Source organism: Kineosporia corallincola (genome assembly GCF_018499875.1).
In the GTDB taxonomy this organism is placed as follows: Bacteria; Actinomycetota; Actinomycetes; order Actinomycetales; family Kineosporiaceae; genus Kineosporia; species Kineosporia corallincola.
Genome location: NZ_JAHBAY010000008.1, coordinates 211732 through 236743, shown reverse-complemented (window position 1 = coordinate 236743; position 25012 = coordinate 211732). Strand labels below are relative to the sequence as shown.

Annotated in this window: 19 protein-coding genes; 11 read left to right on the top strand and 8 right to left on the bottom strand. The window is 70.4% G+C overall.

The window, feature by feature from the left end; translation table 11 throughout:
- Positions 1 to 31 precede the first annotated feature (31 nt).
- Positions 32 to 1753 (top strand): hypothetical protein, encoded by a 1722-nt coding sequence (locus tag KIH74_RS20450; protein WP_214157610.1) that lies wholly within the window; start codon positions 32 to 34, stop codon positions 1751 to 1753.
- A 60-nt stretch (positions 1754 to 1813) separates the two neighbouring features.
- Here KIH74_RS20450 and KIH74_RS20445 read toward each other — a convergent pair whose 3' ends face one another.
- Positions 1814 to 2254, bottom strand: a complete 441-nt coding sequence (locus KIH74_RS20445) for a cupin domain-containing protein (protein ID WP_214157609.1) — start codon at positions 2252 to 2254, stop codon at positions 1814 to 1816.
- A 160-nt stretch (positions 2255 to 2414) separates the two neighbouring features.
- Here KIH74_RS20445 and purB point away from each other — a divergent pair, with 160 nt between their 5' ends.
- The 4 genes from purB (at position 2415) to KIH74_RS20425 (ending at position 6894) form a co-directional block, all read left to right on the top strand.
- Complete coding sequence (purB, locus tag KIH74_RS20440; RefSeq protein ID WP_372492107.1) at positions 2415 to 3776, top strand: adenylosuccinate lyase; 1362 nt, start codon at positions 2415 to 2417, stop codon at positions 3774 to 3776.
- Between the two features lie 403 nt (positions 3777 to 4179).
- Complete coding sequence (locus tag KIH74_RS20435) at positions 4180 to 4461, top strand: metal-sensitive transcriptional regulator (protein ID WP_214157607.1); 282 nt, start codon at positions 4180 to 4182, stop codon at positions 4459 to 4461.
- A 32-nt stretch (positions 4462 to 4493) separates the two neighbouring features.
- A complete protein-coding gene (locus KIH74_RS20430; RefSeq protein ID WP_214157606.1) occupies positions 4494 to 4715 on the top strand; it encodes a heavy-metal-associated domain-containing protein in 222 nt (73 codons plus the stop codon).
- A gap of 1 nt (position 4716) precedes the next feature.
- Positions 4717 to 6894 (top strand): heavy metal translocating P-type ATPase, encoded by a 2178-nt coding sequence (locus KIH74_RS20425; protein ID WP_214157605.1) that lies wholly within the window; start codon positions 4717 to 4719, stop codon positions 6892 to 6894.
- Positions 6895 to 6946: 52 nt separating this feature from the next.
- Here the strand turns inward: KIH74_RS20425 and KIH74_RS20420 are convergent, their stop codons facing one another.
- From KIH74_RS20420 to KIH74_RS20410, 3 genes are all read right to left on the bottom strand, one after another.
- Complete coding sequence (locus tag KIH74_RS20420) at positions 6947 to 8653, bottom strand: alpha/beta hydrolase (protein WP_214157604.1); 1707 nt, start codon at positions 8651 to 8653, stop codon at positions 6947 to 6949.
- A 144-nt stretch (positions 8654 to 8797) separates the two neighbouring features.
- Positions 8798 to 10012, bottom strand: coding sequence for a lycopene cyclase family protein (locus tag KIH74_RS20415; RefSeq protein ID WP_214157603.1), 1215 nt, complete (start codon positions 10010 to 10012; stop codon positions 8798 to 8800).
- A gap of 394 nt (positions 10013 to 10406) precedes the next feature.
- Positions 10407 to 11213 carry a LamB/YcsF family protein gene (locus KIH74_RS20410; RefSeq protein ID WP_214157602.1) on the bottom strand — a complete coding sequence of 269 codons (807 nt, stop codon included), beginning with the start codon at positions 11211 to 11213 and terminating at the stop codon, positions 10407 to 10409.
- A gap of 83 nt (positions 11214 to 11296) precedes the next feature.
- Between KIH74_RS20410 and KIH74_RS37860 the strand changes: the two genes are divergently transcribed.
- Positions 11297 to 11806 carry a methylated-DNA--[protein]-cysteine S-methyltransferase gene (locus KIH74_RS37860; RefSeq protein ID WP_214157601.1) on the top strand — a complete coding sequence of 170 codons (510 nt, stop codon included), beginning with the start codon at positions 11297 to 11299 and terminating at the stop codon, positions 11804 to 11806.
- 21 nt (positions 11807 to 11827) lie between these two features.
- On the opposite strand, the gene KIH74_RS20400 is transcribed toward KIH74_RS37860, so the two are convergent.
- The 3 genes from KIH74_RS20400 to KIH74_RS20390 all read right to left on the bottom strand — a co-directional run bounded on the left by KIH74_RS20400 (position 11828) and on the right by KIH74_RS20390 (position 14487).
- Positions 11828 to 13225: an FAD-binding oxidoreductase gene (locus KIH74_RS20400; protein WP_214157600.1), complete on the bottom strand. Its 1398-nt coding sequence runs from the start codon at positions 13223 to 13225 to the stop codon at positions 11828 to 11830.
- Positions 13226 to 13389: 164 nt separating this feature from the next.
- Positions 13390 to 14091, bottom strand: a complete 702-nt coding sequence (locus KIH74_RS20395; RefSeq protein WP_214157599.1) for a pyridoxamine 5'-phosphate oxidase family protein — start codon at positions 14089 to 14091, stop codon at positions 13390 to 13392.
- Positions 14092 to 14280: 189 nt separating this feature from the next.
- On the bottom strand, positions 14281 to 14487 hold the full coding sequence (locus KIH74_RS20390; protein ID WP_214157598.1) for a hypothetical protein: 207 nt from the start codon (positions 14485 to 14487) through the stop codon (positions 14281 to 14283).
- A 405-nt stretch (positions 14488 to 14892) separates the two neighbouring features.
- On the opposite strand from KIH74_RS20390, the gene KIH74_RS20385 reads away from it, so the two are divergent.
- Together KIH74_RS20385 and KIH74_RS20380 are read left to right on the top strand one after the other, a co-directional pair.
- Positions 14893 to 15744: a patatin-like phospholipase family protein gene (locus KIH74_RS20385; protein ID WP_214157597.1), complete on the top strand. Its 852-nt coding sequence runs from the start codon at positions 14893 to 14895 to the stop codon at positions 15742 to 15744.
- 14 nt (positions 15745 to 15758) lie between these two features.
- Positions 15759 to 16106, top strand: coding sequence for a TraR/DksA family transcriptional regulator (locus tag KIH74_RS20380; RefSeq protein ID WP_214157596.1), 348 nt, complete (start codon positions 15759 to 15761; stop codon positions 16104 to 16106).
- 55 nt (positions 16107 to 16161) lie between these two features.
- On the opposite strand, the gene KIH74_RS20375 is transcribed toward KIH74_RS20380, so the two are convergent.
- Entirely contained in the window at positions 16162 to 17805 is a 1644-nt protein-coding gene (locus KIH74_RS20375) for a glutamate--tRNA ligase (protein ID WP_214157595.1), read from the bottom strand.
- Between the two features lie 326 nt (positions 17806 to 18131).
- On the opposite strand from KIH74_RS20375, the gene ileS reads away from it, so the two are divergent.
- The 3 genes from ileS to KIH74_RS20360 all read left to right on the top strand — a co-directional run bounded on the left by ileS (position 18132) and on the right by KIH74_RS20360 (position 25012).
- Positions 18132 to 21278, top strand: a complete 3147-nt coding sequence (ileS, locus tag KIH74_RS20370; protein WP_214157594.1) for an isoleucine--tRNA ligase — start codon at positions 18132 to 18134, stop codon at positions 21276 to 21278.
- 316 nt (positions 21279 to 21594) lie between these two features.
- Positions 21595 to 23955, top strand: coding sequence for a glycoside hydrolase domain-containing protein (locus KIH74_RS20365; RefSeq protein WP_214157593.1), 2361 nt, complete (start codon positions 21595 to 21597; stop codon positions 23953 to 23955).
- Positions 23956 to 23965: 10 nt separating this feature from the next.
- Complete coding sequence (locus KIH74_RS20360) at positions 23966 to 25012, top strand: hypothetical protein (RefSeq protein WP_214157592.1); 1047 nt, start codon at positions 23966 to 23968, stop codon at positions 25010 to 25012.

The following is a 25012-nucleotide window of genomic DNA, read 5'->3' as shown; positions in this document are numbered from 1 at the left end:
GAGAACGACACACCGTGAATAAGGAGAGACGATGACCCGCGATTCGGCGTCCGCGCCTGGACCCGAAACCGACTCGGACAAAGACGTCACGGATTCTCCCGAGGCCACCGAGAAGACTTCAGCCGACGACACCGTGAAGACCCCGGCGTCGGCCACCGGCACCGTCGGCAAGAGCGACGAGGCCAGGACGGTCGCCGTCGACACCACGGACGACTCGCAGGACACCACGGACGAGGGCGCGGACGAGGGCACGGCCAAGGATCCGGCTGCTTCCCCGGCCGCCGCCGCGGTTCCGGCTTCGTCTTCGTCCACGTCTGCCAAGGACGCCGACCTGACGCTGAAGCCGCTGCCGGGCAAGGGGGCCGAGGCGGAGTCCGCCGAGGCCACCGACGGCACTGCCTCGGCATCGGACGTGAAGCCGGTCTCCGGGAAGAGCGAGACCGACGCGACGGCGACGTCCACGTCCACGTCGACGGAGAAGGCCGCCGCGGCCACCTCCGCCGCCGTGCCGGTCGCGGCCGCCGCCACGGCGCCCACCGCGACTCCCACCACCCCGGCGTCCTCCACCCCGGCGTCTTCCACGTCGCCGTCGGCCACCACGCCGTCGCCTGACGAGAAGGCCGAGGTCCCGGCCGACCCGGAGGGCACCGGGCCGAGCCCGGAACTCGCCGAGGACGACAGCACGCACGACGCCCCGGCCGACCCGGTCACCCCGGAGCCGGAGAAGCACTCGACGCTGTTCCCGTTGCTCGGCACCCTGGTGGCACTGGCCGCACTGGCCGCGATCTTCCTCGGCGCGATGGCCCTGCCGATCGCGAAGGCCACGCCGAACGCGGTCCCGGTCGGGGTCGCGGGCACGGACGAGATCACCGGGCAGCTCACCACGCTGATGCAGCAGTTCGGCGGCGAGGGCACGTTCGAGATCCACCAGTACGGCAGCCAGAACGCGCTGAAGACGGCGATCGAGGACCGGGACGTCTACGGCGGCCTGTTCGTCGACACCACCCAGGCCCAGATGATGATCGCGACCGCCGCGGGCATCGAGGTGTCGGACGCCCTCCAGACCGTGGCGAACGCGCTCCAGACCCAGGCGCAGGCCCAGGTCACGGTGACCGACGTGGTGGCCCAGCCGGACGAGGACCCGCGCGGTGACGGCCTCAGCGCCACCGAGCTGCCGCTGGCCCTGGTCTCGGTGCTCCCCGCCCTCGCCCTGATCCTGCTCTACCGTCGCCGGCCGCTGGCGCAGATCGGCGGCGCGATCCTGGCGTCGGCCGCGGTGGGCCTGGCGGTCGCCGCCGTCCTCAACTACGGCAGCGGCTCGACCTCCGGCGGCAACTACTGGCTGCTGGCGGCCGGCCTCGCCGCCGGGTTCTTCGCCACGTCGATCATCCTGCTCGGCCTGAACGCGATCGGCGGACGGATCGGCCTGGGTATCGGCCTGGCCGTGTTCATCCTGCTCGGCGCCCCGCTGTCCGGCCTGAGCAGCGTGCCGGAGTGGCTGCCCGACCCGTGGGGCACCATCGGCCAGATGCTCCCGCAGGGTGCGACCGCCACGGTGCTGCGCTCGATGGCCTTCTTCGACGCCCAGGGCAGCAAGTCGGCCCTGCTGGTGATGATCATGTGGACCGCCATCGGTCTGCTGCTGCTCGGCCTGGGCACCCTGCTGCACCGCAGCAACCAGCGCCTGGCCGAGCTGAAGGCCGAGGAGGCCGAGCTGGACGCGACCGAGGACAAGACCCCGGCCACCGTCTGAGCTGTCAGCTCCTGATCGGGGGAGTCACGGGTGATCCCGTGGCTCCCCCTTTCGTTGTGCTCAGGCCAGGCGCCAGTCCCGGTAGTCGAAGCCGGGTGTGACCACGCAGGCCACCAGCACCGGTTCGTCGCCGGCCGGGCGGGCGGTCTGCCAGGTGCCGGCGGGCACGAGGAGCTGCGGGCTCTGGTTCGGGTCGGTGCCGAGGACGGACTCCACCACCGGGCCCGGGCCGGACTCCCCGGAACCACCGAGGCCCAGGGCCAGGGGGCCGCCGCGCTGGTGGATCCACAGTTCGTCGGAACGCACCACGTGCCAGGCCGAGATCTCACCGGGCAGCAGCAGGAAGAGGATTGACGTGGCCAGCGCCCGGGGGCCGGTGTAGCCGTCGGGCAACTGCTCCGGTGGCAGCTCGAACGAGGAGCGGTAGGTCTCGGCGAACCATCCGCCCTCGGGGTGCTGCTGGAGGCGGAACCCTTCGGCCCAGTCGGGAAGCGTCGGCATGGGTGAACGCTAGGCCCGCGCCGGGGCCCTGGCCAGCAGGCCCGGCCAGGGCTCCGACATGATCCGGGCCGGCCCGTGGGACCATGGACCCGTGACGCAGCTCAGCACCCAGCGCCCCGGTCAGTCCCTGCACCAGCCCGGCCACAACGCGCCGCCGAACGTGCTCGGCGACGTGCCGCTGGGCCCGCTCGACGGGCGGTACCGGGCCACCGTCGCACCGCTCGCGCAGCACCTTTCCGAGGCCGCGCTGAACCAGCGCCGGGTGCACGTCGAGGTGGAATGGCTGATCCACCTCACCGCGACCGGCGCGGTGCCGGGCCTGCGCAAGCTCACCCCGGAAGAGATCACCCACCTGCGGGCGATCGTCACCGACTTCGACGCCGACGCCGTGGCCGAGCTGGCCGAGACCGAACGGGTCACGCTGCACGACGTCAAGGCCGTCGAGTACTACGTGAAGAAGCGGATGGAGGGTAACTCCCTCTCCGACCTCACCGAGATCGTCCACCTGTTCTGCACCAGCGAAGACATCAACAACCTCAGCTACGCCCTGATGGTGCGCGACGCCGTGGCCCTGGTCTGGCTGCCCGCCGCCTGGGCCCTGCACGAAGACGTCACCGACCTGGCCTTCGAGCTGCGCGACCTGCCCATGCTGGCCCGCACCCACGGCCAGCCGGCCACGCCCACCACGCTGGGCAAGGAGCTGGCCGTGCTGGCCCACCGGCTGGGCCGGCAGCTGCGCCGTATCGACAAGACCGAGTTCCTGGGCAAGATCAACGGAGCCACCGGCACCTTCTCCGCCCACGTCGCGGGCGCGCCCGACACCGACTGGATCGAGATCAGCCGCACCTTCGTCGAGCACCTCGGCCTGACCTGGAACCCGCTGACCACGCAGATCGAGTCGCACGACTGGCAGGCCGAGCTGTACTCCGACGTGGCCCGGTTCAACCGGGTGCTGCACAACCTGTGCACCGACGTCTGGACCTACATCTCGATGGGTTACTTCATCCAGGTGCGCGGGCAGGGCTCGGTCGGCTCGTCCACCATGCCGCACAAGGTGAACCCGATCCGCTTCGAGAACGCCGAGGCCAACCTCGAGGTCAGCAACGGCCTGCTGGGCGTGCTGGAGCAGACGCTGGTCACCTCCCGCCTCCAGCGCGACCTGACCGACTCCTCGATGCAGCGCAACATCGGCATCGCCTTCGGCCACTCGCTGCTGGCCATCGACAACGCCCGCAAGGGGCTGGCCGGCCTGGACGCCGACCCCGAGGCCCTGGCTCGCGACCTCGACGCCACCTGGGAGGTGCTCGGCGAGGCGGTGCAGTCGGTGATGCGGGTGCATGGTCTGGAGCAGCCGTACGAGCGGCTCAAGGAGCTCACCCGCGGCCGCAAGGTGGACGCCGAGGTGATGCGCGAGTTCGTGGCCGGTCTGGGCCTGCCCGAAGACGTGGCCAAGCGCCTGACCGAGCTCAGCCCCGCCACCTACGTCGGGGTGGCGTCCAAGCTCGTCGACCAGCTGGGCTGAACCGACCGATCCGCCTCCACGGGGGGACCCCTCTCGGTTTTCACACCACCTCGGGCCTCTGGGTGGTGTGAAAACAAGGGGATGAACTCCCGGGCTCTGCTGCCCGAAACCGCAACCGGGTGACCTCCGTGCTGGACCGCACGGGCGTCACCCGGTCGTCGTTTGCCGGACCGCTCACCGCAGGGGACGGTCGGTGGCGACGGAGACCAGGTCAGTGCCGATGGCGGCCGCGAGTGCGGCATCCCGGGGCGGCGAAGGGCCCTGCCTCACCGGTCCGTTGGTCACCGTTTCCTGGGGTCGTCGGTCGTCATTTCCCGGCGCGGTGGAATACCTCCGGTGGGTAGGTGCTTACACTCGACGCATACCCTAGGGGGGTAGGGTTTCGTCGGAAGGGACAGATGACATGGCTGGTTACAGCGGCACCAAAGAGGACTACCTCAAGCGGCTGCGCCGGATCGAGGGCCAGGTGCGCGGGTTGCAGCGCATGGTTGACGAAGACACGTACTGCATCGACGTTCTGACGCAGGTCGCGGCCGTCACCAAGGCTCTCCAGGCGGTCAGCCTGGGGCTTCTCGAAGACCACATGTCCCACTGCGTCGTCGAGGCCGCACGGCAGGGCGACGCGGAGGCCAAGGCGAAGATCACCGAGGCCGCCGACGCCATCGCCCGGCTGGTGCGCAGCTAGACCGGTCCACCTACACGAGGAGAGCTCACGCCATGAGCACCACCACCATCGACGTCACCGGAATGACCTGCGGACACTGCGTTTCGGCGGTCACCTCGGAGCTGTCGGCCATTCCTGGTGTCACCGCGGTCGCGGTCGATCTGCACCCCGAAGGCGTCACCCCGGTCACCATCACCAGTGATTCCGACCTCGACCCGTCCGCGGTGGCCGCGGCTGTCGACGAAGCCGGTTACGAGCTCGCCCCGAGGCCGTGACATGCCGCCCGACACCACCGAGAACACCAGGAATCGTCAGGTCGACCTCGCCATCGGCGGCATGACCTGCGCCAGCTGCGCCACCCGGGTGGAAAAGAAACTGAACCGGATGGCCGGGGTGAACGCCACGGTCAACCTGGCTACCGAACGGGCCCACGTGCTGGTGGCCACGGGCGTCAGCGATGCCGCCCTGATCTCCACCGTGGAGGCCACCGGCTACACCGCCAAGCTGCCGGAGCCGGACGAGAAACCCACTCAGGAAACCACTCTGGGACCGCGCCTGGCTCTGGCCGCGGTGCTCACCGTGCCGGTCGTCGCGATCTCGATGATTCCCGCCCTGCACTTCGGCGGCTGGGGCTGGGTCGTGCTGGCGCTGGCGTCGCCGGTCGTCACCTGGGCGGCCTGGCCGTTCCACCGGGCCACGGCGATCAACGCCCGGCACGGTGCGTCCACCATGGACACCCTGGTCTCGATCGGGATCGTCGCCGCCACGCTCTGGTCGATCGGCACCCTGCTGCTGGACTACGGTGAGCCCTATCTGGAGATCGCCACCGTGGTGACGACCTTCCTGCTGACCGGCCGGATGCTGGAGGCCCGGGCCCGGCGCAGCTCCGGCGCCGCCCTGCGGGCACTGCTCGATCTCGGCGCCCGCGACGTGAACCTGCTGCGTGACGGCCAGGAGATCCGGGTCAAGGCCGAAGAGCTCGCCGTGGGAGACCTTTTCGTGGTCCGGCCGGGCGAGCGGATCGGCACGGACGGCGTGGTCACCGAGGGCAGCGGCGACGTGGACGAGTCGATGCTCACCGGCGAGCCCCTCCCGGTTCACGTGAAACCGGGCTCGACCGTCACCGGTGCCTGTGTGAACGGCGACGGCCGGATCGTCGTGAGGGCCACCCGGGTCGGCACCGACACCACGCTGGCCCGCATCACCCGCATCGTGCAGGAAGCGCAGTCGGGCAAGGCCCGGGCCCAGCGTCTGGCCGACCGGGTCTCCGGCGTGTTCGTGCCGACCGTCCTGGTGCTCGCGGTGCTCACGCTCGTGCTCTGGCTGGCGATCACCGGGGACGGGCAGAGCGCGGGCATCGCGGCGGTGTCGGTGCTGATCATCGCCTGCCCGTGCGCTCTCGGGCTGGCCATCCCCACGGCGTTGCTGGTGGGCACGGGACGCGGCGCCCAGCTGGGCATCCTGATCCGCGGACCGCAGACGCTGGAAGACGCCCAGCACGTCGACGTCATCGTGCTGGACAAGACCGGCACGCTGACCGAGGGCCGGATGAGCCTGACCGCTGTCACGGTGGCCGGCGGCTTCGAGCGGGACCAGGTGCTGCGGCTGTCCGCGGCGGTCGAGCACGCCGGGGAGCATCCGCTGGGCCGGGCCGTGGTGGCCGCGGTCGCGGGGCCGCTGCCGGCGGTGACCGAGTTCGCCGCCACCCGGGGGCTCGGCGTCGAGGGCACGGTCGAGGGGCAGCGGGTTCGGGTGGGGCGGCCTTCGTGGTCGCCCGGCGCCACGACGGTTCAACCCGGGGACGACGAAAACCGGCTGCCCGCCGAGCTGGCGGCGGCCGTCACGGCGGCCGAGGGCCGCACCGTCGTGGTGACCTGGGTCGACGGTGAGCCCGCGGCGGTGCTGACCATCGCGGACACGATCAAACCCGGTGCCCGCGAGGCGGTCAGCCAGCTGCGCGAGCTCGGCCTGACTCCGAAACTGGCTACGGGCGACAATCTTTCCACGGCCCGGGCGGTCGCGGCGTCGGTCGGCATCGCCCCCGACGACGTGTACGCCGAGCTGCTGCCCGAGCAGAAGGTCGAGATCGTCGAGAGGCTCCAGGCCGCCGGGCGACGCGTGGCCATGGTCGGCGACGGCGTGAACGACGCCGCCGCGCTCGCCACGGCCCGGCTCGGCCTGGCGCTCGGTACCGGCACCGACGCCGCGATGGAGGCCGGCGACATCACGCTGGTGCGCGGCGACATGGCGACCGTGCCCGAGGCCATCCGGCTGTCGCGCGCCACGTCCCGCATCGTCCGGCAGAATCTGGGCTGGGCCTTCGGTTACAACGTGGCCGCGCTGCCCCTGGCGGCGTTCGGCCTGCTCAACCCGATGATCGCCGGACTGGCGATGGCCCTGAGCAGCGTTGCCGTGGTGACGAACTCGCTGCGCCTGAGGCTTTTCAGAGGCTGACTGCCCCAGGAGACGGGCCCCGGGCCGGACGGTCCGGGGCCCATCGTCGTCCTCAGTTGAAAGATCCCACCAGTGAACTGATCTGGCGCAGTGCCAGCAACGGGTTGGTCGCCTTCACGGGCAACCCGGTGGCCCGCATCGTGTGCAGGTCGGCGCCGGGCATCGCCGTACCCTTGCAGGTAGTGCCCTCGGCCGGAAGCCGGCCGTCGATGACGAACGAGTCCACGCTCTTGTCGACGCACTTGTTGCCGCCGGCGTAGAGCCCGTGATCGCCCTCACCCGTGACGGTCAGCAGCCGGGCACCGGCGAACTCCGCGGCGGCCGTGCGGGCGCCCTCGATCGGCGTGGCCGGGTCGTGCTCGGACTGGACCATGAGCACCGGCGGCAGGCCGTGCCCGGTGGGCCGGGCCAGTCCGGCGTCACCGGTGCGGTTCCAGAAGGCGCAGGGCTGGATGATCGTGGACCAGCCGATCAACGGGTACTGCCGGCCGGCCTCGTACGACGAGGTGATCAGCGAGTCGCGGTTCGCCGACCAGGGCGTGTCCTGGCAGGTGATGGCCAGGAACACGGCGCTGTTCGCGTCGGCGGAGAAGGGCCGCAGCCGGTCCCGGCCGATCGCGGCCACCCGCTGTTCCACCGCCGCCGCGCGCCGCTGCGCGGTGCGGAACCGGCCACTGCCCTGGGCCTTCAGGAAGCCCTTGAGCTCGGTCAGCGCGGCTGCGGCGTCGGGGAACATGGCCTTGGCGTACATCGTTCCGGCGATCACGTTGTCCAGGGTGACGGCGTCTTCCACCGGCGTGTCCGGCGTCATCGCCGCCCGCAGGCGCTCGTAACTGCGGATCACCGCCTCCGGGGTGGCGCCCAGCCGGTACTCACTGTGGTGCCGGGCCACCCAGGGCGCGAAGTCCGACTCGAAGCGCCGCTCGAAACCCCTGGGCTGGAGCGCGAAAGCGTCTTCCCAGCTGCGGGTGAACAGCACGTTCGAGTCGAACACCATCCGGCCGGCCCGCTCCGGGAACAGCGTGGCGTAGTGCGCGCCCATCCAGGTGCCGGCGGAGTAGCCCAGCCAGTTCACCTTCTCCTGCCCGACGATCCGGCGCAGCAGGTCCACGTCGTGCACGGTCTGCCGGGTGGTCACGTACTGGCGCAGGTCCCGCCCGGCCACGTCGCAGGCCTGCGCGGACAGCGCCGACGCGTCGAGCATCAGGGTCAGGTTGGCCTCGGACCGCACCCGGGGGTCGATGCCCGGGTTCTGCACGCCCCCGCAGGTCAGATTGCTCGACCCACCGGTGCCGCGCACGTCCATGCCGTAGATGTCCTGCGAGGCCATGAGTTTCTTGCGGTTCGCGCTGACCATCAGCAGGGGCAGATCGACGCCCTCGCCACCCGGGCCGCCCGGATTGGTGAAGAGCATGTCGTGCTCGCCCTCGGCGGTGCTCGCCAGGCGGCTGACCCGGATCCGGATCGGCGGGCCGGACTGCGGAACGTCCCAGTTGAGCGGGGCGAACATGGTGGCGCACTGAAGCCGGTAGTAGCCCTGCGGCAGGCCGGGGATCTCCGCCCGGCTGAGGCAGGGCTGCCATTTCAGCTTCTGACTGTCGTAACTGCTGACGGCTGCCGCCGCCTTCTGACTGAGCGGTTCCTCTGCGTCCGCGAGCGGCTGAGCCCCTGCCTCACTGCTGAGGATCAGCAGGAGGCCGCTCGCGAGCGCGCAGATCAGGACACCGGTTCCGGCACGCCGGAGGGTCCGAGAGTGCATCGTGTGACTTCCCCAAAGTCGGCTTACCGGAACACTTCCCGCATGGTTCGACGACGCGGGACCCCCGGTGCTGCGATAGCTGCTGCCGGCACCGACTCTGCCATGGGAAAAGAAGTAGAGGCACCTCAGGTGATCACCGGATGGTCACACCCGCAGGAGCCGGCCCAGCCTCGCGGTGGCGTCTTCCAGGGCGGAGCGCATCATCGCCGGGGTCGGCGTGGAACCCATGATCGCCAGCTCGTCGGCGGGGGTGCTGGTGCCGTCCAGGAACCGCACCACCCGATCGCTCGGGTGGTCGGCGAAAAGCCCTGCGAAAAGCCGGGGTCCGTCCACGTAGCCGCGGTCGAGCGCGCGCAGCAGCACGGCGTCCATCCAGCGGTGGCGCAGCGGGTAGGGGCGCGGCGGCAGCGGCAGCCGTTCGTCGAGCAGCAGCTCGGCGATCTGCGCGGCCTGGCGCTGCATGGCCGAGAAGGTGTAGCCGGTGGAGGCCCTGGTGGCGCCGCCGGCGGTGCCCAGCCGGAACAGCCGGTCACCGGTGCGCCGGGCGAAGGTGGCGTCGGTCATCGGGATCACGCCGTCTTCCACCGCCTCGACCGTGTAGGGCAGGTCACCCCAGGTGCTGCGCAGATAGGCCCGCAGCGCCTCGTCGTAGCGACCGGAATCCAGCACGGACGGGCTGAATTCGGTGTATTCGACCAGGGCCCGGTCGGCGGACAGCGGCAGGCAGTAGGCGAAGGCCACGCCGCGCCCGGGCTGCGGCACGCTGAAATCCATCAGGGTGGCCACGTTCTCGTCGAGCGGGGGTGATCCCTGCGGGAAACGCACCGTCCAGCCGCGGAAGTGCTGGAGCATCGAGGTGGACCCCGGACTCGACGGGGCGGTCGGCCGGGAGTCGAAAACCCATCCTGCCATGATTCTTTCGCCGCCGGCCCGCACCACGGCGTGCGGCATTCCGTCGGTGACGCTGTCTGCGGCGGCGGTGATCCGGATCGCGCCCAGGCGCTCCAGCGCGGCGTCGGCCGCGGCGTAGAGGTCTGCGGAGCGCAACATCTGGTAGCGCAGCGGAGCCAGGTCGTAGGTCTGCGCGGCCCCTTCGCCGTCCACCATTCTCATCGTCGGCCAGGTGTGGGCGATGAGGGGTGCGATCCAGGCCGGCTGCCCGTCGACGGGCGCCCACCAGCACCAGGTGCGGTCCTGACCGGAACGGCGCACCGGGTCGACGAGGGCGATCGAGGGGGGCCTGCGGCCGCTGACGCGGGCGGCGTGGTCGAGGGCCAGCACCAGGCTCAGCCCGGCGCCGCCACCACCGACGACCGCCACGTCCACCAGGCGCCCAGCGCCGTGATTCGTCTTGTTCACCAGGACATCCCGGCGGTTCTCGAAGGTTGGGGCAGGAGTGGCTGTCACAGCTGATCCGATCCGTCGGAGCGTGGCACTGAGGATGGTCCGAGCCAGCGAGCGCTGACCGGCGCACCAACCGGTCCCCCGACATTGGTGGTGCGCCGGTCAGCGGCGCGACGCCCGTCGTGGGCGCCGGCCGTGCCCGCTGAGCTGGCGCGACGTCGGCGGTGCCGATCCCATGGGCCCCCCGGCCCACACCGCAGACGCCGTCCCCTCGACAGCGCGATCACTCTACACATAGTCATCGTTCATATTCGCCGGGTGACCGGCCTGGGTCGGTAGATCACCGGACCTGACGAGGATTGGGTCATCCCCTCGGCCGGTGGCACGATCCCACCGCGATCAGGTGGGGTCATGATGAGACATTCGTGAAGGCCCGCACACCGCTCGCGGAGGCCTCGACGGTGTCGCGCACCACCCGCGCGATCCGCACCGCGCCCGGGGTGTCACCGTGCACGCAGATCGACTCGGCCGTCACCGGGACGATGCTGCCGTCGTCGGCCACCACACCCTCACCGGTCACCAGCCGCCGTACCTGCTCGGCGATGACGGCCTCGTCGGTGAGCACGGCGCCGGGCAGCGACCGGGAGAGCAGGCCGCCGTCCGCGGTGTACTGCCGGTCGGCGAACGCCTCCGGCACTGCCCGCAACCCTGCTGCCGCAGCCTCTTTCAGCAGCAGCGAACCCGGCTGGCCGAGCACGGCCAGGGTCGGGTCGAAACTGTGGACGGCGTCCACGACCGCCTTCGCCTGCCCCTCGTTGCCCACCACGGCGTGGTACAGGGCACCGTGCGGTTTGAGGTAGGTGACGCGGCCACCCGCGGTCCTGGCGAACCCGTCGAGCGCGCCGAGCTGGTACAGCACGTCGTCCCGTAGTTCGCCGGGTGCCACGTCGATGAACCGCCGGCCGAAACCGGCCAGGTCGCGGTAGGCCACCTGAGCCCCGATCGCCACCCCGGCCCCCACCGCCAGCTGACAACTCCGCCGCAGTGTGGAGGGGTCACCGGCATGGAACCCGCAGGCGACGTTGGCGCTGCTGATCACCTCGATCAGCGACGCGTCGTCGCCGAGCGTCCAGCGGCCGAACGACTCACCCAGATCGGCGTTCAGATCGATGACCGGCACGACCATGATTCTGGCCCAGGACTCTGGATGTTTCATGACGAGATGCTGTGGTCACCTGTGATCACTTGATGTCGCATTTCCGCCAGCGTGCGCCCGGGTGCGCGCCGTAGTCTCGGGGGATGCCCATCAGCTGGTCGATCCTGCCCAGCCCGGTCGACGACCTGCTCCTGATCAGCGAGGCGGGTGCGCTCACCGGGCTGTTCTTCCGGCCACACAAGTCGTCCGACCAGGAGTGGGTCGCGGTGCGGGAGAAGGGCGTGCAGGCCGATGACGAGCCGGTGATCGCCGCCACCCGGGCCCAGCTGGTGGAGTACTTCGCCGGCGGGCGCACCGAGTTCGACCTGCCGTTGCGCCCGGCCGGCACCACGTTCCAGCTCAGCGTGTGGGAACGGCTCACCCACATCGGTTACGGCCGCACCGCCTCGTACGGCGCGATCGCCGCACAGCTCGGTCTGGTGCCGGGCGCGTCCCGCGCGGTGGGCCTGGCCAACGGCTCCAACCCGATCTCGATCATCGTGCCCTGTCACCGGGTGATCGGCGCGAACGGTTCACTCACCGGCTACGGCGGCGGGCTGGACCGCAAGCGCTACCTGCTCGACCTGGAACAGCGCGACGACACGCTGTTCTGAGACCGACCGGTCAGGCCACGCCTATCGTCGGTTCCCGAGCGGGTCGGGCAGCATCCGGCCCGGTGACAGCGTGCCCTCCGGGTCGAGCGCCTGCTTGATCGCGCGCATCGCGGCCAGGTCGGCCGAGCCCCGGGTGAGCGGCAGCCAGCGCCGGTTGGCCAGGCCGATGCCGTGCTCGGCGCTGATACTGCCGCCGAGCGCGGCGACCAGGTCGAGCACCGCCTCGGTGACCGCGCCGTCGGCGTCTTCGTCCAGCGCGTTCAGCAGGTTGACGTGCACGTTGCCCTCGGCGATGTGCCCGAACAGGATCGGCACGGCGTGCCGGGCGACCGATCGGACCACGGCCGCGAGCCGGCGCTCGAAGGTGGAGAGCTGGTTCAGCGGCAGGGCCACGTCGAGCTTGACCGGGATGCCCTCGGCGCTGACCGCCTCGGTCTGGAGCTCACGCAGTTCCCACAGCCGACGGCGGTCGGCCGCGGTGGACACCTGCACCACGTCCCGCACGCAGTCCAGGTCGTTGAGCAGTTCGGTGAGCTCGTCGAAGGCGCCCTCGCGGCCGTCGTCGTCGGCCAGGTCGAAGAGCAGGTACAGCGGGTGCGGCCGGTCGAACGGCTGGGCCAGGCGCTCGTGCTTGAGCACCAGCTGGAGGCCGTCGTGGTGGAAGAACTCCGCGGCCTCCAGGCCGGTGAAGTCGCGCTGCACGGCCCGCAGCACGGTCAGGGCGTCGTCGACCGTGCTGACCGCGACCAGGGCGGTGCCGACGATCTTGTGCGGGCGGATCAGGTCGAGCTGGACGGCGGTGATCACGCCGAGCGTGCCCTCGCTGCCGATCATCAGCTGCACCAGGTCGTAGCCGGTGTTGTCCTTGGAGACGCCGGACATCCGGCGCACCACCGAGCCGTCGGCCAGCACCGCCTCCAGGCCGCGGATGCGGAAGCGGGCGGCGCCGTGGCGCATCACCCGTTCCCCGCCGGCGTTGGTGGCGGCGATCCCGCCGACGGTGGCGGTGTCGCGGGCGGAGAAGTCCAGGCCGATGTCGAGACCGGCGCTGTTCGCGGCCCGCTGCACCTGGGCCAGGGTGGCCCCGGCACCGGCCATCAGGGTCTTGCCGAGCGGATCGAGGGGGCCGACGGAGTCGAGCCGGGTCAGGCTCAGCACCACCTCGCCGTCCTGGGGCACGCCGGCACCCACGAGCCCGGTGTTGCCGCCCTGGGGAACCACTGCCACCCCGGCCGCCGCGCACGCCCGCACCACGGCCGAGACCTGGGCCACCGTGGCCGGGCGCACCACCGCGAGGGGTTTGCCGTGCCACCGTCTGGTCCAGTCCTGCGCGTAGGGCGCGACCGCTTCCGGGTCGGTGACGACATGCGTGTCCCCGGCGATCTCGCGCAGGCCGGCGAGCAGGTCCACGGCGGGCATCCCTCCTAATACCACGATGGGTGGCGGCGAGCGGTGCGAGCGGTGCGCACCCGAATGACTACTGTCCGGGATGTCGCAATCCTCCGCGCGAGACTTTAGCGTGCGATCCGCCGCCGGGCGCCAGCGTGAGTACGTACCGAACGACACGTTCCGCTCGTGGAGGGCTAGCGGTAACCCTGTGGTTTCGCGGAACGGTTGTAGTTCGCCAGCTGAGCGGGTACCTGCCGGTCGTACGGCAGGTCCGGCGCGGGGAACGGCGGGCCGTACGCGTTGCGCACACTGATCACCCCGGCCCAGTGATGCAGCGCCAGGTCTCCTTCGGCGTCTTGCGGGGGGCCGGTGCGGGATTTCAGCGCCACGTCGTCGAGCGGGAGGCTGATCAGCACGAAGGTGGCCAGCTCCTCCGGCGTGGGCGGGCGGGAGTGGTTGGACCGACCGGCCACCAGGTGCTCGACGATGGAGTCCAGCCCGGCGAGCTTGGCCTGCGGGTCCTTCACCAGCGAGCCGGTGCCGCGGATCACGATGGCCCGGTAGTTGACCGTGTTGTCGACCTTGGCGCGGGCCAGCACCAGCCCGTCGAGCAGGGTGACGGTGACGCACAGGGCGACGTCACCGGAGGCGGCCAGCTCGGCCAGCCGCGACTCCGGCCCGACACGCAGAAGCAGTTCTTCGCCGACCCGGGCATGCAGGGTGGGCACGACGATCGGATCACCGCTGTCGATGTACGCCGTGTGACACAGAAACGCCTCGTCCAGGGCCGAGTTGATGGCCTGGGCGTCGTACCTGGTCTGGTCGCTGCGCCTCGTGTAGGTGGGCAGCTGATCTTCCGCCGCCACCTCGTTGGCCGAGTTCGGTTCGGTCGTCATACGGGTCGACCTTGCCGGAATGCAACGACCATCGCCAGTTGCGTCACTGTTTCGGCCATGCCCTTCACTGTTGGCATCGTTTCGGTCACCGCCCGCCATTGAACCTGGGTCAATTTTGGACGACGTGAGCCTGCCGTTCCAGCGTGGCGCGGGTCGCTGCGCCCGCTGGTCGGACGGGCCCGCCGAGCGTCACTTGCTCGGCTCGGGCACCTTGCAGTCGACCTTGGGGTTGGCGCCGATGTAGTTGAGCGGGCCGGCGACGATCGTGACCGCGACGGTGCCGGCGTCCGAGCAACTGACGTCGGAGTTCTTGTCGCTGTCGAAATAGCCACGCTGCCCGGCGGCGAGAACACCGATGAGGAGCCAGACCACGAGCACCACTGTCAGGATTCGCATCTCTTCCTCCGAGTTCCAGTGCCGTCCATGAGCTTGAAACGCCGGAAAAGCGGGATTGAAACCGGCCTTCCGGACTTTTAACCGGTGTTGATCACGATACTGACGTGCCCGGATCCCGCCACTTGTGATCATCCGCCGGTTCGAGTGGCTGATATCGGGAACCGGCGGTAAAAGGCTTCGGAAAGCTCGTCGGAACCAGTGGTTCAGCCATCTTGACCCGGCCGGAAAACCCGGCCGTCAGGGAACGTCTGAACGTGACGTTTTCTGGGGACCCGCACAGCTGCGCGCCCGCACGGCGGCCCTCGCCGGCCCCGCCCGGAGCGGACTTCACAGCTGACCGCACGCGAAGGCCGATCTAGAATCAGGGATCCTTCGAACACGTCCCGGGCTGAGGTGGAGATCGCGGTGAAGGACGACCGGCGGGCCCTGGTACTGGCCGGGGGTGGCATCACCGGGATCGCCTGGGAGCTGGGCATGATCGCCGGCCTGGCCGAGCTGGGTGTCGACCTGTCCGGCGCCGACCTGGTGATCGGCACGTCGGCGGGGTCGGTGGCCGGGGCGCAGCTGCGCTCGGGCACCCCGATCGAACGGCTCTACGCCGGTCAGCTCGAAGCCGCCGAGGGCGAGCTCTCGGCCACCCTGCCCAAGGCCTCGCTGCTGCGCTGGGCCCTGCTCGGGCTGGCACCGGGCAACGAGGAAAAGGCCCGCCAGCGGATCGGCCGGGCGGCGCTGGCGAAGAAGACCGTGCCGGAGAGCGACCGGCGCGAGGTGATCGAGAGCCGGCTGACCGATCGGTCCTGGCCGCGTCGTCCGTTCAAGGTGACCGCGGTGGACGCGTCCAGCGGCGAGTTCGTGGTGTTCGACAACGAGTCCGGGGTGCCGCTGGTCGACGCCGTGGGCGCGAGCTGTGCGGTGCCGATGGTCTGGCCCCCGGTGACGATCCGGGGCCGGCGCTACATCGACGGCGGGGTGCGCTCGTCGGTCAACGCCGACCTGGCCCAGGGCTACGGCCGGGTGGTGGTGCTGGCGCCGTTCACCGCGTCGCTGCGGCGCAGCGGGCGGGTGGGCCCGCAGCTGGAGCGGCTCGGCCCGCACGTGCACACGGCCGTGGTGACGCCCGACGCCAACACCCGGCGGGCGATGGGCTCCAACGCGCTCGACCCGGCGTTCCGTTCGGACGCCGCCAAGGCCGGCCGGTCCCAGGCCCGGCTGGTGCGTGACACCGTCGCCGTGGCCTGGGGCGAGCCGCCGCACTAGGTGTACTGGACCGGATGGACGAGCGGCGGGAGATTTTGGCGGCAGTGCTGGGCGGCAACACCGAGGTGCTGGCGGCGCTGGAACGCGACCATGCCCGCATGGTGGAGGCCTCGCTCGACTCCAACGCCGACGACGAGCACGACCCGGAGGGCGCGACCATCGCGTTCGAGCGCGAGCAGCTGACGGCCGCGCTCACCCGTACGCGGGCCGCCCGGGAGCGGATCCTGGCCGCGACCGCCGAACTCGAGGCGGGGCGCTACGGCGTGTGCGTGACCTGCGGGCGCCCGATCGCCGTGGAACGGCTGCGGGCCCGGCCACTGGCCACGGAGTGCATCGACTGCGCCCGGCTGCGCCCGCGATGAAGAACGGTGGACGCCGCAGGCCGCGAAAGCCTTGCGCCGTCCACCGTTTCGAAGGTCAGCCGGCCAGGGAACGCAGACGGCGGAGCACCTCGTCCGGCCCCAGCACCATCGCGATGGCGTGCAGGTCGGGGCTGCGGGTGGAGCCGGTGAGGGCCACACGCACCAGCTGCGACGCCTCACGGATCGAGCCCGGGTAGGCGTCCGGGTTCTTCTTGAACTCCTTCGGGCTGGGCGCGAAGTTGTTCTTGGCCGCGGCCTCGCGGATCTGGTTGAACCACTCCGGCTGCTCGTCCAGGTGCTGGTAGGCGTCGACGAAGGCGTTCACGAAACCGGTGACGACCTCGGGCGCGACGTTGAGCGGGGTGACCCGCTCGTCGGACGGGCCGGCCGCCGGGGTGAACAGCGCGGGCAGGAAGAACCCGTACTGCGGGCGGAAGTCCGACCACTTGCGCAGGTCCTTGCGCGGGTTCTCGACCCCCTCGCGCTCCACACCGATCGCCTTCACGGCGAGCTCACGGTCGGCCTTGAGCACCGCCTCCAGCTCGGCGTCGAACTGCCCGGCCCACACCAGCACCTGCTCGTAGACCTGCTCACTGGTCAGGGTGGCGATGTGGTCAGCGCTCATCCCCTCCAGCTTCACCAGGTCGACCAGCGGGCCCGCGACCCCGAACTGGTCCAGCGCCAGCGGCGTGGAAAGGGCTTCTTGCAGTGGCATCTCGGCCAGCCGGCCGTTCGCCAGGCCGCGCAGGTAGTACTGCACGGCCGGGGCCGGGAAGCCCTGCTCGATGTAGAAGTCGACGCTCGCCTCGGGGTCTTTACGCTTGGACAGCTTGCGCTTGCCACCCGGGATCATCTTCATCAGCGGGGCGATGTGCGCGTAGGTGACCCGCTCGAAGCCGAGCGCATCGAACAGCTGGAGGTGCAGCGGCACCGAGCTGATCCACTCCTCGCCCCGGATCACGTGGGTGACCCGCATCAGGTGGTCGTCCACCGCGTGCGCGAAGTGGTAGGTGGGCAGACGCGGGCTGCTGGCCGAGCTCTTCAGGATCACCGCGTCGTTGCGGTTGGCCTCGTGCTGGAGCTTGCCGCGGATGGCGTCGTCGAAGGTGACGCGCAGCGGGCCGTCTTCCGGCGTGCGGAACCGGACGACGTAGGGGCGGCCCTCGTCCAGCGCCTTGGCCGTCTCCTCGTCACCGGCGTGACGCCAGATCGCCCAGCGGCCGTAGTAGCCGGTCGGCGCCTTGGACGCCTCCTGCCGGGCCCGGATGTCGGCCAGCTCCTCGGAGGTGGCGAAGCACAGGTAGGCCTTGTCCTGGCGCAGCAGCTCACGCACGAAGGTCAGGTAGACACTCTCGCGCTGCGACTGGAAGTACGGGCCGTACTCCCCCTCGGGCTCGTCGGCCTCGATGCCGAAATAGCCGAACGCCCGGCCGAACTGCTCCACCGCGCCCTCGACCTCACGGGCCTGGTCGGTGTCTTCGATGCGCAGGAGGTAACGACCGGAGGTGTGGTCCGAGAAGTCCTTGTCGATCATCCCGACGTACAGGCCACCGATGTGCACGAAACCGGTCGGGGACGGGCCCAGCCGGGTCACCATCGCGCCCTCCGGCAGTTGCCGGGGCGGGTAGCGCTGCTCCAGCTCGGCCGCCTCGGGCAGGTCGGCCGGGAAGAGGGAATCGATGACCTGGCGGTCGAGCATGGGGGTCCAGTCCTCGTGGGTGGCTTCACTTTGAAAGTGAATGGCGTAGCTTTGAATGTTAGTGCGCCTGTCGCCCACGAACTGATTTGCAGCCCCGCGTACACTCGGGAGAACAGGCTTTGATCCGCCATCAACGGGGAGCCTCCGGAAGAACAGAGAGCCCGCTCTCCCAGTAGAACCGGACGGAATCGGCGCACGTCACAGCGTCTTCGAGCGGCACCCGTCGTGACCGGGCGGGTGCAAGCGGGGTGGTACCGCGGAGCCCGCCGGCTTCGTCCCCGCATGAGAGTGCCCAGCTCATGCGAGTGACGAGGAGAGCCAGCCCGATGGCAGAACAAGCGTTCGCCACCCCCTTCGCCAGCCTGCCGACGAAGATCGACCTGCCCGCGACCGATCACAAGATCATCGACTGGTGGAAGCAGAACCGGATCTTCGAGCGCAGCCTGGAGCGCACGAAGGACGGCGCGAGCTGGGTGTTCTACGAGGGCCCGCCGACCGCGAACGGCGCGCCCGGCACGCACCACGTCGAGGCCCGCGTGTTCAAGGACCTCTTCCCGCGTTACCGCACGATGAAGGGCTACGCCGTTCCCCGCCAGGCCGGCTGGGACTGCCACGGCCTGCCGGTCGAGCTGGCCGTCGAGAAGGAGCTCGGCCTCTCCGGCAAGCCCGATATCGAGAAGGTCGGCGTCGCGTTCTTCAACGAGCGCTGCCGCGAGTCGGTGACCCGCCACGTCGACGAGTTCGAGAAGCTCACCGAGCGGATGGGCTACTGGATCGACCTGGACGACCCCTACGAGACGATGTCTCCGGAGTACGTGGACAGCGTCTGGTGGTCGCTGGCGAAGATCTACAACGACGGCCGCCTCAGCGAGGACTTCCGGGTCACGCCGTACTGCCCGCGCTGCGGCACGGCGCTGTCTGACCACGAGGTCGCGCAGGGCTACGAGAACGTCAAGGATCCCTCGGTCTACGTGCGGTTCCCGCTGGTCGAGCCGCTCGCCGGGCACGCCGACGCCGAGCTGCTGATCTGGACCACCACCCCCTGGACGCTGGTGTCGAACACCGCCGTCGCGGTGCACCCCGACGTCACCTACCAGCTGGCGAAGAACGACAAGGGGACGTTCGTCGTCGCCGAGCCGCTGCGGGTCGCCGTGCTGGGTGAGGACTCCGAGGTGCTGGCCGAGCTGCCCGGGCGAGACCTCGAGAACCTGCGCTACAAGCGTCCGTTCGACCTGATCGACATCCCCGACGCGCACCGCGTCGTGCTCGCCGACTACGTCACCACCGGCGACGGAACCGGGCTGGTGCACCAGGCCCCGGCCTTCGGCGCCGACGACCTCCTGGTGGCCCGCGCCAACGGCCTGCCCGTGGTGAACCCGGTGGCCGGCAACGGGCACTTCAAGGACGACGTCCCGATGGTCGGGGGGTTGTTCTTCAAGGACGCCGACGAGCCGCTGATCATGGACATGAAGAAGCGCGGCGTGCTGTTCCGCTCGCAGCGTTTCGAGCACTCCTACCCGCACTGCTGGCGCTGCCACACGCCGCTGATGTATTACGCGCAGCCCGCCTGGTACATCCGCACCACCACCGTGCGCCAGCAGCTGCTGCGCGAGAACGAGCAGACCAACTGGTACCCCGACCACATCAAGCACGGCCGCTTCGGCGACTGGCTGGAGAACAACATCGACTGGGCGGTCTCGCGCACCCGCTACTGGGGCACGCCGCTGCCGCTGTGGCGCTGCACGAACGACCACGTGACGGCGATCGGCTCGCGCAAGGAGCTCGGCGAGCGCACCGGGCGCGACCTGTCGCAGCTCGACCCGCACCGGCCGTTCGTCGACGAGATCACCTTCGCCTGCGCCGACTGCGGTGAAACCGCCACGCGCGTGCCGGAAGTCATCGACGCCTGGTACGACTCCGGCGCCATGCCGTTCGCCGCGATCGGCTACCCGCACGTGGCGGGCAGCGAAAAGGCGCTGGAGAAGCGGTATCCCGCGCAGTACATCTGCGAGGCGATCGACCAGACCCGCGGCTGGTTCTACTCGCTGATGGCCGTCGGCACGCTGGTGTTCGACCGCTCGCCCTACGAGAACGTGGTGTGCCTGGGCCACATCATGGCCGAGGACGGCCGCAAGATGAGCAAGCACCTGGGCAACATCCTGGCGCCGATCCCGCTGATGGACGCTCACGGTGCCGACGCCCTGCGCTGGTTCATGGCCTGCTCCGGATCGCCGTGGAGCCCGCGCCGGGTGGGCCCTGGCCCACTCGACGAGATCACCCGCAAACTGCTCATGACTTATTGGAACACCGCGTCCTTCTTCAGTCTCTACGCAAGTCACGTCAACTGGGACCCGTCCGCGGCTAAGGCCCCTCAGGAGCGCAACACCCTGGACCGCTGGGTGCTGGGCGAGCTGCACGCCCTGGCCCGCGACGTGGACCAGAAGCTGGAGAACTACGACACCGCCGGAACCGGGCGCGTGCTGGGCGAATTCGTCGACGACCTGTCCAACTGGTACGTGCGGCGCTCGCGTCAGCGGTTCTGGGACGGCGACATGGACGCCCTGGTCACGCTGTACGAGTGCCTGGACGTGCTGACCCGTCTGCTGGCCCCGATCGTCCCGTTCATCACCGAGGAGGTGTGGCAGCTGGTCGTCCGCCCGGGCAACCCGGGTGCCCCCGAGTCGGTGCACCTGGCCGACTGGCCGGTGGCCGACGTGTCGCTGATGAGCGCCACCCTCTCGGAGGAGGTGCGCACCGCCCGCAACGCCGTGGAGGCCGGCCGGGCCGCGCGCAAGGCCAGCAAGGTGCGGGTGCGCCAGCCGCTGGCCGCCGCCTACGTCGGTCTGCCCGCCGGGGTGGACCTGCCGAAGGCGCTGCTCGACGACATCGCCGAGGAGCTCAACGTCAAGAACCTCGACACCCTGGCCTCGGCCGGTGCCGTGGTCGACGTCGAGGTCAAGCCCAACTTCCGGGCGCTGGGCAAGCGGTTCGGCAAGCAGACCCAGGGGGTGGCCAAGGCCCTGGCCGCCCTGCCGGCCGACGACGTGGTCGCCGCCCTGCGCTCCGCCGGTTCGGTGCAGGTCGACTTCGAGGGCTCGAAGGTCGACGTGAACAGCGACGAGGTCGTCGTGACCGAGCTGCCGCGCTCGGGCTGGGTGGTGGAGACCCAGCGCGGCGTCACCATCGCGCTGGACACCGAGATCACCCCCGAGCTGGAGGTGGAGGGCCTGGCCCGCGACGTGGTCCGCGTCGTGCAGCAGGCCCGCCGGGACGCCGATCTGGACATCTCCGACCGGATCCGGCTCGTCGTGTCCGGCCCGGCCGAGGTGCTCGATGCCGTCCGCAGCCACCAGGAGTTCGTGGCAGGCGAGGTGCTGGCCGACGCGGTCGAGCTCAGCCCCGAGCCGTTGACCGGCGGCTACGCCGGCACGGTCGGCGAGGTGGAGGCCACGGTCTCGGTCACCCGGGCCTGACGGCAGCACAGCAGGACGCCGGCCGCTCTCCGGAGCGGCCGGCGTCCTTGATCCTCGCGGCATCACCACAAAAACACCCGCACCCCGGGCACATTCACAGCCACCCGGCTGAACCACGGCGTCAGATTTCTGGAACGACGACGTGAGGAGCGCGCCTCACGTCGTCCACACGTCGTCCACATGTCGTCCACAGTGGGAAGCCCCGATAGCAAGCCGCTTCGATCGAACGCCGAAGCAATCGTGAAGGTTCTGTGGGGAAAAGCGGTGATAAGCCCCATATCGCAGCATCAGAAGCGTTTCGCCTAGCCTGCCGGACATGGCTGATCCCCAGGTCGAATACGCCCAGGCATGGCTCAACGACACCTACGGCGGGGTCAGCGGCTGGGTCACCGTGACGGAAGACGGCATCACCGGCTGGAACTCGATGTACGCAATCCGCCGGGCCCTTCAGATCGAGCTCGGTGTGAGCCCGCTCAGCTCGGGCTTCGGGCCGGCCACCACGGCCGCCTTCACCGCGAAGATCGGCCGCGTCGATGCGAACACCACCTCGGCCAACCTGCTGCGCATCGTCAGCGCGGCTCTGTGGTGCAAGGGGTATTCCGGCATCTACCAGGGCGCCACGCCGACCTTCGCGGCGATCGAGTACGCGGTGTCGCAGATCCGCGGCGACCTCGGCCTGACCGGCGCCTTCATCGACGTGAAGCTGATGCTCTCGCTCACCACCATGGACGCCTACGTGCTGCTGTCCGGTGGCACCGACCCGGTGCGCGAGGTGCAGCGCTGGCTCAACGCCACCTACTCCGGCCGCGCCGACTTCGCCCTGGTCCCGGCCGACGGCATCTTCTCCCGCGGGGTGGCCACGGCGCTGTACTTCGGTGTGCAGTACGAGATCGGGATGGCCGACGGCACCGCCAACGGCAACTTCGGCACCGGCACCCGGGCCGGCCTGCGGACCACGGCCGCGCAGGTGGGAGCCGGATCGGTGGACGGCACCCAGCGGTTCGTGCGGTTGTTCCAGGCCGCGCTGCGGGCCAACGCGGTCGACGTGCCGTTCAGCGGCACCTTCGACCAGAGCACGGTGACCGCGACCAGGTCGTTCCAGTCGTTCATGGAGCTGCCCGCCTCCGGCCGGGCCGACTACCCGACCTGGTGCGCGGCGCTGGTCTCCAACGGCGACGTGGACCGGAGCACGACCGGCTTCGACTGCCGCACCCAGCTGACCGCCGCCGACGCCGTCGCCCTGCGCGCGGCCGGATACACCGCGGTCGGGCGCTACACCGTGGGCGAGGGCAAGAACATCCTCTCGCCCGAGATCGACGGCCTGGCCGCCGCCGGCATCCGGCTGTTCCCGATCCACCAGCGGCTGAACAACGAGGCCGCGGTGATGACCGAGGCCAACGGGCTCACCCACGGCGTGGAGGCGACCGAGCGGTGCCGGGCGCTCGGGCTGCCGCACGACACCGTCGTCTTCTTCTCCGTCGACTTCGACGCGGTCGGCGAGGTGATCGACGGCCCGGTCATGGACTACTTCCGCGGCGTCCGGAAGTCGATGGGGCAGGTCATCGGCACCAGCTACCGGATCGGCGTGTACGGCACCCGCAACGTCTGCGCCAAGGTGATCGACAAGGGTTACGCGCAGGCCGCTTTCGTGGCCGGGATGTCGACCGGCTGGTCGGGCAACATGGGATTCGCCATGCCGCGCGAGTGGCACTACAACCAGATCGCCACGATCACCCGCTCGCTGCCCACCCGCGCGGTGGCCGTGGACAACGACGTGGTGTCGTCGAGGGCGACCCCGGTCGACCTGACCCGGGTGGTCTCGCCGCCGGTGGAGCAGCACGGCTCGGCCAGTGCCACCGGTTTCGACGTGTTCTTCGAATGGCTGGTGCGGGCGGAGGTGGCGATCGAGCGGGGTCTGAGCGACGCCGGGCTGCTGCTGAAAGACCTGGTCGGCTACAACTACATGTCCCCCTCGATCATCGCGCACGCACTCCAGCGCCCGACCTACTGGGACGACGAGGATTTCAAGGCCCTGTGGCGGGTGTACACCCCGATCGACGACACCGGTGACGAGTCGCTGGCCCGCAGCACCGGTGAGGCCGCGCTGGCAGCGCTGGCCCCCGCGGAACCCGCCACCGCGCTGGACTTCCGGCACTTCGCGGCCACCCTGCGCGGCTACCAGGTCTGGGGCGCACCCGGCACGCAGGGTGAGTACGGCCTGGGTGACCTGGGCGGATGGATGCTCGACCTGCTCTCGGTCTGGGGCAGTTACCCGGGCACCGGCCTGCGGGAATGGCTGGCGGGCGAGATCGGCGCGAAGGGCTCGGCGAGCGGTTTCGGCTGGCTCGACGTGGTGGCCGACGCGGACGCCTGGCTGGTGGCGCGGCGGCTGGACGACGGCGCGCTGCTGTCCGAGGTGATCCGGCGGCTCTACAAGGAGAGCCCGGCGACCCGCGTGAACCGTTTCTACCAGGAGCGTTTCGGTGGTTCGCCGGCGAACCTGGCCTCGGCCTTCACCCCGCTCATCGACGGTGTCGACGTCGGCGTGTTCCACGACCTGGCGGCCGGAAAGATCCGGGCCGCCGCGAACCTGTCGGCCGGCCAGCAGATGCCCACGCGGGCCGAGGCGACCGTGATGGCCGAGGCCTACGCCGCGTTCATGGCTTCCCTTTCCTGAGGAGATCCGGATGTCCCGACTTCACCGCAGAACCCTGCTCGGTGGCACGCTCGCCGTGGCCGTCTCCTGGCTGGGCGCCGGTGCCGGTTCCGCACAGGCCGCACCGGCCGCACCGGCCGCACCGCTGGTGCGAAAGCCGAAACTGGCGGTTCGCAACGGCTTCCGGTCGATCCTGGCCAGGAACGGCAGCGCCGTGCGGATGCCCGTGCAGCTCGGGGCGCGCATGCAGGTGACCGACCCGGTGCGTCCCGGCTCCACCGTCACGCTGACCTGGGACGACCGCCTGTACACGGCGGGTTCGCGGGTGCAGGTCAGCCAGGGGGCCGGCACCGTGTTCTCGGCGGCGGCACGACCAATGGTGGACGACGGAACGCACACGGCCACGCTCACCGTCACGCTGCCCGGCGGCCTGGCGGCAGGCGACTACACCCTGGCCGCGGGCACCCTGACCCCCGCCCCGGCCCAGTACCCGGACGACCTGGTCAGCGAGCCGGTGCCGGTCTCGATCACGGTGAACGGCACGGCCGCGACGGTGAGCCAGGACGCCGCCGACGTGTCCCGGCCCTGGGGCGCGTCGGTCGGTGCGGCCTGGCAGGAGGCCCGCTGGGACGCGGGCTTCGTGGCGCTCTATCCCGGGCTGGTCACCTTCCGCGCGGTCGGCCCGGCGGCGCTACCGGCCGGGTCACGCATCCGGATTGCGCTGGACGCAAGGGTTTTCACCGGTGTGCGAGTGACCGGCGCCTACGACTCGTCGGGCCGCGAGCTGCCCGGGTCGGCCGCCGGTGGGGTGACCGGGAACCTGGCCGTGACCACCTGGACCCCCGGCTCGGCCGTCGCCGCCGGCGAGCGGGTCACGCTGCGCACCGCGGTCGAATCCGGCGACATCACCGGTGCCCTGGACACTTTCGAGGCTCCGGTGATCAGCTTCAGCGCACCGGCCGCGCACCGGGAGTCCCAGCGGGTGACCGGCGAGGAGACGCTGACCCGCGAGGACAACATCTACTCGGCCCGCACCCACGAGCTGTTCGCCGCCCAGGTCCCCGGAGAGGCGAGCTAG